This is a genomic window from Allobosea sp. OAE752 (genome assembly GCF_050433265.1).
GTDB lineage: Bacteria > Pseudomonadota > Alphaproteobacteria > Rhizobiales > Beijerinckiaceae > Allobosea > Allobosea spartocytisi.
In genome coordinates this window covers 407,091-417,514 of the sequence record NZ_JBNPXO010000001.1, presented here as the reverse complement: position 1 = coordinate 417,514, position 10,424 = coordinate 407,091, and the positions used below count along the sequence as shown (strand labels likewise).

General features: G+C 68.0%; 10 protein-coding genes. All 10 read left to right on the top strand.

Annotated features, from left to right (window positions below; translation table 11 throughout):
• Positions 1-13: 13 nt before the first annotated feature.
• The 10 genes from GGC47_RS01940 (at position 14) to GGC47_RS01895 (ending at position 10,320) form a co-directional block, all read left to right on the top strand.
• Positions 14-337, top strand: a complete 324-nt coding sequence (locus GGC47_RS01940) for a PepSY domain-containing protein (RefSeq protein ID WP_051987736.1) — start codon at positions 14-16, stop codon at positions 335-337.
• Between the two features lie 39 nt (positions 338-376).
• Positions 377-1,045: a response regulator transcription factor gene (locus GGC47_RS01935; RefSeq protein WP_038361444.1), complete on the top strand. Its 669-nt coding sequence runs from the start codon at positions 377-379 to the stop codon at positions 1,043-1,045.
• A 9-nt stretch (positions 1,046-1,054) separates the two neighbouring features.
• Positions 1,055-2,437 carry an ATP-binding protein gene (locus GGC47_RS01930; RefSeq protein ID WP_038361447.1) on the top strand — a complete coding sequence of 461 codons (1,383 nt, stop codon included), beginning with the start codon at positions 1,055-1,057 and terminating at the stop codon, positions 2,435-2,437.
• Between the two features lie 65 nt (positions 2,438-2,502).
• A complete protein-coding gene (gene ccmI, locus GGC47_RS01925; RefSeq protein WP_142020296.1) occupies positions 2,503-3,606 on the top strand; it encodes a c-type cytochrome biogenesis protein CcmI in 1,104 nt (367 codons plus the stop codon).
• 41 nt (positions 3,607-3,647) lie between these two features.
• Positions 3,648-4,109: a cytochrome c maturation protein CcmE gene (gene ccmE, locus GGC47_RS01920; protein ID WP_133562605.1), complete on the top strand. Its 462-nt coding sequence runs from the start codon at positions 3,648-3,650 to the stop codon at positions 4,107-4,109.
• A 7-nt stretch (positions 4,110-4,116) separates the two neighbouring features.
• Positions 4,117-6,093, top strand: a complete 1,977-nt coding sequence (locus GGC47_RS01915) for a heme lyase CcmF/NrfE family subunit (protein WP_133561947.1) — start codon at positions 4,117-4,119, stop codon at positions 6,091-6,093.
• Positions 6,094-6,098: 5 nt separating this feature from the next.
• Entirely contained in the window at positions 6,099-6,563 is a 465-nt protein-coding gene (locus GGC47_RS01910; RefSeq protein WP_142020297.1) for a cytochrome c-type biogenesis protein, read from the top strand.
• Positions 6,564-6,684: 121 nt separating this feature from the next.
• Positions 6,685-7,863, top strand: coding sequence for a trypsin-like peptidase domain-containing protein (locus GGC47_RS01905; RefSeq protein WP_112763437.1), 1,179 nt, complete (start codon positions 6,685-6,687; stop codon positions 7,861-7,863).
• A gap of 266 nt (positions 7,864-8,129) precedes the next feature.
• Complete coding sequence (locus GGC47_RS01900) at positions 8,130-8,813, top strand: response regulator transcription factor (RefSeq protein ID WP_038361458.1); 684 nt, start codon at positions 8,130-8,132, stop codon at positions 8,811-8,813.
• Entirely contained in the window at positions 8,797-10,320 is a 1,524-nt protein-coding gene (locus GGC47_RS01895) for a sensor histidine kinase (protein WP_370953924.1), read from the top strand. Before GGC47_RS01900 ends, GGC47_RS01895 begins: the two co-directional genes overlap by 17 nt.
• Positions 10,321-10,424: the final 104 nt, after the last annotated feature.

The window sequence follows — 10,424 nt, the reverse complement described above, 5'->3', positions numbered from 1 at the left end:
GCGAGGCTAAGTCATGACGATGATGCCGGTCGAACCCCTCCTTGCCTTTGCGCTTCTGGCTTCCTCGCCGGCCCCTATCGTTCGCATCGACGACCAAGCGCCGATTTCCTGTCTTTCCTCCGACGAGATGCGCGACGCCGTCGCCGATGGCAGGGTGATCCAGCCCGCCGAGGCCTCCCGCCACGCGCGCCATGCGGCGCCGGGCGAGGTGGTTCGCATTCGTCTCTGTCGGCAAGGCGAGGAATTCGTGTATGTCGTGACGACGTTGAAGCGTGATGGCAAGGTCGCCCGCGTGACGCTGGAGGGACAATCCGGCAAGGTGGCCACCATCCGCTGACACCGGCCGGATAAACCCGCAAACGGGAGCGAACAGACCGTGAGACTGCTCGTCGTCGAGGACGACAAGGACCTCAACCGCCAGATCGTGACGGCGCTTGAGAATGCGGGCTATGCCGTCGACAAGGCTTTCGACGGCGAGGAGGGGCTCTATCTCGGCGAGACCGAGCCTTATGACGCCGTCATCCTCGACCTTGGCCTGCCCAAGGTCGATGGCGTCGCGGTGCTGCAGGGCTGGCGCCGGGCGGGCAAGACCATGCCGGTGCTGATCCTGACGGCACGCGACCGCTGGAGCGACAAGGTCGGCGGATTCGACGCCGGCGCCGACGACTATGTCGTCAAACCCTTCCATGTCGAGGAGCTGCTGGCGCGGGTGCGCGCTTTGCTGCGCAGGGCCGCCGGCCATGCCACCTCCGAGCTCGTCTGCGGGCCGGTTAGGCTCGATACGCGGGCGAGCCGCGTCGTCGTCGACGGCAACCCGGTGAAGCTGACCTCCCACGAATACCGGCTGCTCTCCTATCTGATGCACCATCAGGGCAGGGTGGTTTCGCGCACCGAGCTGGTCGAGCATCTCTACGATCAGGATTTCGACCGCGACTCCAACACCATCGAGGTTTTCGTCGGCCGATTGCGCAAGAAGCTCGGCGTCGAGATCATCGAGACCGTCCGCGGGCTCGGCTATATCGCCGCCGCTCCGGAAAAGGTCTGATCCCGGCACATGCCGTTCAAATCCCATCGCTATTCGCTGGGAGCGCGGCTGTTTCTCTCGGCGGCATTCTGCTGCATCCTGATCCTGGTCGTCGCCGGCCTCAGCCTCACCGCCTTTTATCGCCGTTCGGCCGAGCGCGGCTTCGACGAGCGGCTTTCGGTCTACATCAAGCAGCTCGTTGCCGATCTCGCCGCGCCACCGGAGACCGAGCGCCAGACGATCGGCGACCTCGGCGAGCCGCGCTTCGATCTCCCGTTGACCGGCTGGTACTGGCAGATCACGCGGCTCGACGGCGACCGGCCGAACGTCCGCTCCTCCCGCTCGCTGGTCGGAGGGCAACTGCCCAAGCTGCTCGATCAAGGACTTGCACCCAATAGCCGTGGCCTGCGCGAAAGCTATGTCTCCGGCCCCGACGACCGCATGCTGCGGGTTCTCGAACGCGAGATCGATGTCGGCGAGGACGGCCGCTTCACCGTCGCCGTCGCCGCTCCGGCGGACGAGATCGAGGGCGACATCCAGGATTTCCGCCTGGCGTTGACGATGACCTTCGTGCTGCTGGGCCTGATCCTGGTCGCTTCGACGCTGGTGCAGGTCCGCTTCGGCCTGCGCCCGCTCGTTCGGCTGCGCGCTGCCGTCGGTGCCGTCAGGACGGGCGAGAACCCGCGCATCGTCGGTGACTATCCCCCGGACCTTGCGCCGCTCGCCGGCGAGCTCAACCAGCTCATCGACACCAACCAGGAGATTCTGGAGCGGGCCCGCACGCAGGTCGGCAATCTCGCCCATGCCCTCAAGACCCCGCTCAGCGTGATGATGAACGATGCCGAGGCTGGGGTGGGCGAGGCGCATCTGGCGCAGACCGTGAGGACGCAAGCCGCCGTGATGCGCGACCAGGTCCAGTACTATCTCGATCGCGCGCGGGCGGCGGCGCTTTCGGGGGCGCTCGGCGGCGTGACCGAGGTGGCGCCTTCGCTCGAAGCGCTGCTGCGGACCTTCATGAAGATCTCCCAGGAGCGCGCCATCCAGGGCAGCCACTCCGTGCCCGCCCGGTTGCGCTTTCGCGGCGAGAAGCAGGATTTCGAGGAGATGCTCGGCAACCTGCTCGACAACGCCTTCAAATGGGCCGATGCCAAGGTCGAGGTCTCGCTGGAGGCCGGCACGGGCAGTCCCGGCAAGTCCATGGCGCTGCTCATCGACGACGACGGCTCCGGACTGCCGGAGGAGGCGATGGCCGAGGTGATCAAGCGCGGCCGCAGGCTCGACGAAACGACGCCCGGCTCTGGTCTCGGCCTGTCGATCGTGGTCGATCTCGCCAAGCTTTATGGCGGCGATCTGACGTTGTATCGCTCACCGCTCGGCGGCTTGCGGGCACGCCTGGCTCTCCCCGCCGTGTAGCGCGAGGGGGTCGCGTGACCCTTTGTCACCATGAACCGGACGGGCCAATTGGTTAAGAACACCCGATGATGATCTGGGCGGTCTTTGCGGTGATGACGGGAGCGGCGATTTTCGCCCTGCTCTGGCCGCTGAGTCGCGGGCAGGTTCCGGGCTTCGCCGACACGGCCGACGCCAGAAGCCTCTATCGGTCGCAGCTTGGCGAGATCGACCGCGACATGGCCCGCGGCCTCATCGCTGCGGGCGAGGCGGAAGCGGCGCGGGCCGAGGCGGCGCGGCGCCTGCTGCGCGTGGCCGGAGACGAAGTCGCCCCGGCCGGCGAGACGGAGCCATCGCTGCGCCGCCGCCGCGCGAGTTCCGCGTTGATGCTCTCGGTCGTGCCCCTGCTCGCGCTGCTGATCTACGGCATCTACGGCTCGCCCGATAATCCCGACCAGCCGCTCGCGGCGCGCCTCGAGCAGGCTGGCCCGCAGCAGGACTTCGCCGTCGTCTTCGCACGCATGGAAGCGCATCTCGCCGCCAATCCGACCGACACGAAGGGCTGGTCGCTGATCGCGCCGATCTATCTCAGGCAGGGGCGTTATGACGACGCCGCCAATGCTTTTGCTGCGGCCATGCGCAACGGCAAGCCGGATCCCGATCTATTCTCCGGTCTCGGTGAAGCCCGCACGCTCGCTGCAGAAGGGGTCGTCACGGCCTCTGCCCGCGAAGCCTTTGCCGAGGCCGTGAAACGCGATCCGAAGAATGTACGGGCGCTGTATTATCTCGCTCTGGCCAAGGAACAGGACGGTGATGCGCCGGGCGCGATCGCCTCTCTCAACGAGCTTCTGGCCGGCGCGCCGCCCGATGCCAATTGGACGGCGCCGGTGCGCGACCGGCTGGCCCGGCTGGAGGCACAGGCGAAGGGCGACGCGATCGCGGCTTTGCCCGATGCCGAGCGCGCGCAGGCGATCAAGGGCATGGTGGACGGCCTCGCGCAACGGCTGAGCGCCGGTGGCGGGACGCTGGCCGATTGGTCGCGCCTGATCCGGGCGCGAGCGGCGCTTGGCGAGAAGGCCGAGGCGTCGCAAGCCGCCCGGACTGCGCGCGAAAGGTTGGGACAGGACGCCGCCGCCCTTGCGGCGCTCGACGCTCTGGCCGATGAGCTGGACCTGAAGGAGGTCAAGCCATGACGGCCGCCCAGACCACGCCGCTGCGCCCGCCGAAGCGGCGCATGACCCGCAAGCAGCGCCGCCTGACGATCATCGCGGCGGCCGGGGCCGTGCTCGCGCTCGCCGCCGGGCTGGTGCTCTTCGCCATGCGCGACACCATCGTCTTCTTCTACGGGCCGACCGAGATCGCCGAAAAGGGCGTCATGCCCGGCACGCGCATGCGGCTCGGCGGGCTGGTCGAGAACGGTTCCGTCCAGCGCGGGCCGGGCCAGCGTGTCGCCTTCGCGGTGACCGACGGCAAGAGCACCGTGAAGGTCAGCTATGATGGGCTTCTGCCGGACCTGTTCCGGGAAGGGCAGGGCGTCGTGACGGAAGGCGTCTTCGAGGGCGCCGGTCGCTTCAAGGCGGATTCGGTGCTCGCCAAGCATGACGAGACCTATATGCCGCGCGAAGTCGCCGACACCCTCAAGAAGCAGGGGCATTGGCAGGGCGAGGCCGGCGCGGCCGCGCCGGTGAAGCCGTGAGACCGGCATGATCGTCGAGATCGGACATTACGCGCTGGCTCTCGCATTCGGGGTCTCGGTCATCCAGGCCCTGGTGCCGCTCTGGGGGCTGTCGCGGCAGGACCGCGCGCTGGCCGCGGTCGGCGCGAGCGCCGCTCTCGTCAGCTTCGGACTGGTTGCCTTGTCCTTCGCGACGCTGGTCGCCTCCTATGTCCGCTCCGATTTCTCGGTCGCCAACGTCTTCGAGAATTCCCACTCCGCCCAGCCGCTGATCTACAAACTCACCTCCGTCTGGGGCAATCACGAGGGCTCGCTGCTCCTCTGGGTGCTGATCCTGACGTTGTTCGGTGCGCTGGTGGCCGTCTCGCACCGGTCATTGCCGCCGCGCCTGCGCGCCGGAGCCCTGGCGGCGCAGGGGCTGGTCGCAGCGGCCTTCCTTGCCTTCATGCTGTTCACCTCGAACCCGTTCCGGCGGCTCGTGCCGGCGCCGGCGGAAGGGCAGGACCTCAACCCCATCCTGCAGGACCTCGGCCTCGCGATCCATCCGCCGCTGCTCTATGTCGGCTATGTCGGCTTCTCGATGACCTATGCCTTCGCCGTCGCTGCCTTGATCGACGGGCGGATCGACGCGATGTGGGCGCGCGCCGTCAGGCCCTGGACATTGCTGGCCTGGGTCTTCCTGACACTCGGCATCGCGATGGGTTCCTATTGGGCCTATTACGAGCTCGGCTGGGGCGGCTGGTGGTTCTGGGACCCGGTCGAGAACGCCTCCTTCATGCCCTGGCTCGCCGGCACCGCCCTGATCCACTCGACCGTGGTGATGGAGAAGCGCGATGCGCTGAAGGTCTGGACGATCCTGCTCGCGATCCTGACCTTCTCGCTTTCCCTGCTCGGCACCTTCATCGTCCGCTCGGGCGTGCTGACCTCGGTCCACTCCTTCGCCACGGACCCGGCGCGCGGCCTGTTCATCCTGCTGATCCTGGTCTTTTTTGTCGGCGGTTCGCTCGCGCTCTTCGCCTGGCGTGCGCCGCTCCTGCGGCAAGGCGGCCTGTTTGCGCCTGTGTCACGCGAGAGCGCGCTCGTCGTGAACAACATCTTCCTCGCGACGGCCTGCGCCACCGTCTTCGTCGGGACGCTCTATCCGCTGGCGCTGGAGATGGCGACCGGCGACAAGATCTCGGTCGGGGCGCCGTTCTTCAACGCCACCTTCGTGCCGGTCATGGTGCCGCTGCTTCTGCTTCTGCCGATCGGTCAGTCGCTCGCCTGGAAGCGCGGCGACCTGCTCGGCGCGGCGCAGCGCAACGCGGTCGCTTGCGGCCTCGCGGTCGTCGCGGCGCTGTCGCTGATCGCCTTCACGCGCGGTGGCCCCGTGCTGGCGCCGCTGGGCGTCGGTCTCGGTGTTTTTCTGGTGCTCGGCGCCGGCTTCGACCTCGGCGAGCGCGTCGTCGCCCGGGCGAGCGGCTGGCCGGCGATGCTGTCGCGGGCGAAGGGCCTGCCGCGCTCGGCCTGGGGCACGGCGCTGGCGCATGCCGGCGTCGGGCTCAGCATCATCGGCATCGCGGCCGCGGCCTGGAGCAGCGAGGCCATCGCGGTGCTGAAACCCGGCGAGCGCCTGACCGCAGGGCGCTACACGGTCATGCTCGAATCCGTGGTGCCCCGGACCGGGCCGAATTTCCGGGCCGAGGTGGCGCGTTTCCAGCTTTTCTCGGGAGATCGCGAACTGGCGCCGCTGGAGGCCTCGAAGCGGGTCTACACGGCCCGCGCGATGCCGACGACGGAGGCCGGCATCCGCACGGACTGGCTGAGCCAGGCCTATGTCAGCCTCGGCGAGGCACAGGATGACGGCCTCGCCGTCAGGCTCTACGACAAGCCCCTGATCCTGCTGATCTGGATCGGCGCCATCGTCATGGCGCTGGGTGGAGGCCTGTCCCTCACCGACCGCCGCTTCCGCCTGGCGGCCCCGCGTCGCGCTGCCCCTGTCGCGGCCGCGCAGCCGGCGGAGTGAAGCCGATGCGCAGCCTGCTGCTTGCCCTGGCTTTTCTCTGCCTCGTCCAGCCGGCAGCCCACGCCGTCCAGCCCGACGAAGTCCTGAAGAATCCCGCCCTCGAGCAGCGCGCGCGAGAGATTTCGGGCGGTTTGCGTTGCCTGGTCTGCCAGAACCAGTCGATCGACGATTCCAATGCCCCGCTGGCGCGCGATCTGCGGCTCCTCGTCCGCGAGCGGCTCACCGCCGGCGACAGCGACAAGGCCGTGATCGACTTCGTCGTGGCGCGCTATGGCGAGTTCGTCCTGCTGCGCCCGCCATTCAACCTGCACACGCTCCTGCTCTGGACGGCGCCCTTCCTGATCCTCCTGGGCGGGGCGGCCTTCGTCTGGCGGCTCCGTCGCGTGGCCCCGCCCTCCGAGGCCGCTCCCCGCCTGACGGAAGAGGAACGGCAGCGCCTCGACCGGCTCCTGCAGGGCGAGCGGGATTGAGCCGAAGCCGGCCGCCAACCTTACGAAATCGTCATCTTCAGGCCAAAGCCACGTAAGGCGCCGGGCCTCATGGTCCTCGCCACGAGCAGGGAAAACCCTGTCGCTCCACGAGGTTCAAGCCATGACGACACAAATCACCCCGAAGAAGACCTTCCTGCGCCGCGGCGCCCTTCTGGCCGGGACTGCCATTCTCGGCATCGGCCTCGCTGCCGGCATCGCCGACCGCGCCTTCCTGCAGAACGACCTCGCTTTCGCGCAGCCAATCGAGCTCTCCGGCACCCAGACCCAGCTTCCTTCCTTCGCCGACCTCGTCGACAAGGTGAAGCCGGCCGTCGTCTCGGTGCGCGTCAAGACCGAGGTCGCCGCTGCCTCCGATCAGCAGAGCCTCGATGATCTGCCGCCGCAGCTGCGCCGCTTCTTCCGCGAATTCGGCGATCAGGAGGGCGGTCGCCAGAGCAAGCCCAAGCCGCAGATCGGCATGGCGCAGGGTTCCGGCTTCTTCGTCAGCCAGGACGGCTATGTCGTGACCAACAACCACGTCGTCGAGCATGCGGTCGACGTTCAGCTCGTCACCGATGCCGGCAAGACGCTGGAAGCCAAGGTCGTCGGCACCGATCCGCGCTCCGATCTCGCCCTGCTCAAGGTCAAGGACAGCGGTGACTTCCCCTATGTGAAGCTCTCCGACAGCAAGCCGCGTATCGGCGACTGGGTGCTGGCGATCGGCAATCCGTTCGGTCTCGGCGGCACGGTCACGGCCGGTATCGTCTCGGCCCAGGGTCGCGATATCGGCTCGGGTCCCTATGACGACTTCCTGCAGATCGATGCGCCGATCAACCGCGGCAATTCGGGCGGCCCGACCTTCAACGGCAACGGTGAGGTCGTCGGCGTCAACACCGCGATCTACTCGCCCTCGGGCGGCAATGTCGGCATCGCCTTCGCGATTCCCGCCTCGACCGTCAAGCAGGTCGTCGACCAGCTCAAGAAGGACGGCAAGGTGGCGCGCGGCTTCATCGGCGTGCAGATCCAGCCTGTCACCAGCGAGATGGCCGATGCGATCGGCTTGAAGGACGCCCAGGGCGCGCTCGTCGCCGAGGCGCAGGGCAATGGCCCGGCCGCCAAGGCGGGCATCCGCCGCGGTGACACGATCACGGCCCTCAACGGCGAGGCGGTCAAGGACGCCCGCGACCTGTCGCGCAAGATCGCGAATTTCGCGCCCGGCACCAAGGCCACGATCACCCTGTTCCGCGAAGGCAAGTCACGTGACGTGACCTTCGAGGTCGGCCGCCAGCCCGCGGCCTGAACGAGGCAGGCGGGTCCCTTCGGTTTCCTGTCGCCCCAGCCGAGGGACCAGCTGTCGCAGCGGCAGGCCGGATGCGTATCCTCCGGCCTGCCGTTTCTCGTTGTCGGACCCGTCGTGTTCGGGTCTGGGTCGGGTGCGTCTCCGTCCTGGCGGGGCGGTGCGGCCGCCGAGGCCCCCGCAACGGCATGGCGCCGCGTTCCCCGGATTGCCTCGTTGCCTTCGCAATGACGTGCAGCCTGCTCGGAGATTGGGCTACAATGTCCCCCATGCGACTCCTGATCGTAGAAGACGATGCCGAGGCTGCGGCCTATCTGACCAAGGCGTTCCGCGAGGTCGGCCATATCGCGGACCATGCCGCCGATGGCCTCGAGGGCTACGCCATGGCCGAGGGCGGCGGTTATGACGTGCTGGTCATCGACCGCATGCTGCCCCGGCTCGACGGCCTCTCCCTCATCCGCTCGCTGCGCGAGCAGAAGGACGAGACCCCGGCGCTCATCCTCTCGGCGCTGGCGCAGGTCGATGACCGGGTGAAGGGCCTGCGCGCCGGCGGCGACGACTATCTGCCGAAGCCCTACGCCTTCTCCGAATTGCTCGCTCGCGTCGAGGTGCTGGCGCGCCGCCGCGGCGCCCCTGCCTCCGAGCCCACGACCTATCGCGCCGGCGAGCTCGTGCTCGACCGGCTCGCCCACCGTGTCACGCGCGAGGGGCACGAGATCGTGCTGCAGCCGCGCGAGTTCCGCCTGCTCGAATATCTGATGAAGCATGCCGGACAGGTCGTCACCCGCACCATGCTGCTGGAGAATGTCTGGGACTATCATTTCGATCCCCAGACCAATGTCATCGACGTGCATGTGAGCCGCTTGCGCTCCAAGGTCGACAAGGGCTTCGAGCATGCGATGATCCATACCGTCCGTGGCGCGGGATACATGGTTCGTGACAGCGCGCATTGAGCCCACCCCGCGCAAGCGCCCGCACTTCCTGCCGACGTTGTTCCGCACGACGGCGTTCAAGCTGACGGCGGTCTACCTCCTCATCTTCGCGCTCTTCGCCGCCTTCGTGCTCGGCTATGTCGCCTGGAACGCGCAGCGCCTGCTGAACGACCAGATCCGCTCGACCATCGACGCCGAGATCCAGGGCCTGGCCGAGCAGGCGCGCCAGGGCGGCATCCGCCGGCTCGTGAACATCGTCGAGCGGCGTTCGCGCGCTCCGGGCGCCTCGCTCTATCTGGTCACGACGCCCGTCGGCGAGCGCGTTGCCGGCAATGTCGAGGCGATTCCGCCCGGCACGCTCGACAAGACCGGCGAGAGCGAGATCGACTACGCCCGCACGAGCGATGCGATCGACACGCCGAGCCATGCCATCGTCCGCGTCTTCGTGCTGCCGGGAGGCTTCCGCCTGCTCGTCGGCCGCGATGTCGAGGAGCGCGAGCGGCTTGGCACGGTGATCCGCCGGGCGATCGGCTGGTCGCTGGCGTTGATCTTCATCCTCGGCTGCTTCGCGAGCTGGTTCGTGGCGCGCCGCGTGCTCCGGCGCATCGACGACATGAGCGAGACGGCGCATGGCATCATGGAGGGCGACCTCAAGGGCCGGCTCGCCATCGCCGGCACCGGCGACGAGCTGGATCGGCTGGCGCTCAACCTCAACGCCATGCTCGACCGCATCGGCGAGCTGATGGCCGGCATGCAGCAGGTCACCGACAACATCGCTCACGACCTCAAGACGCCGCTGACCCGGCTTCGCAACAAGGCCGAGGAGGCGCTGCGCAGCGCCAAGTCGACCGATGCGTTGCGCGCCGCGCTCGACGGGGCGATCGAGGAGGCCGACAATCTCATCCGCGTCTTCAACGCGCTCCTGATGATTGCGCGGCTGGAAGCCGGCCGGATCAGCGACAACATGGACGATCTCGACCTTTCCGAGATCGTCTCGGGGGTCGCCGAGCTCTACGAGCCGCTGGCGGAGGAGGCGGGGCTGACGCTTGTCGGCGATGTCGCGCCCGGCCTCCATGTCTTCGGCAATCGCGAGCTGATCGGCCAGGCCCTCGCCAATCTCGTCGACAATGCCCTGAAATATGGCAGGCCGGAATCGGGTGGGGAAGCGGTTGTCACAGTCGCCGCCCGCCGCATGGACGCGGATATCGAGCTTTCGGTGTCCGATCACGGACCGGGCATTCCGGAGGAAGATCGTGGCCGCGTGCTCGACCGTTTCGTCAGGCTCGACGCCAGCCGCAGCCAGCCCGGCTTCGGGCTGGGGCTGTCGATGGTGGCCGGCGTCGTGCGCCTCCATGGCGGCCAGCTCAGGCTGGAGGACAATGCGCCGGGCTTGCGCACCGTCATCGCGCTGCCCGCCATCGCGCCCAAGCCGTCGGCAGGCGAGAGCAAGCCTGTGGAAACGCCGCCGCCATCCGACCCCGCCGTCTCGACAGCCGAGCCAAACCCTGCTGGCGTGCCGTCGCTTTAGGGGCTGCTGATTTCACATGAACCGCGCCGTCATCCCGGCCAAGCCGCGCTAGCGGCACCGATCCGGAATCCATCATAAGGCGTCGACGCTCTATGATGGATTCC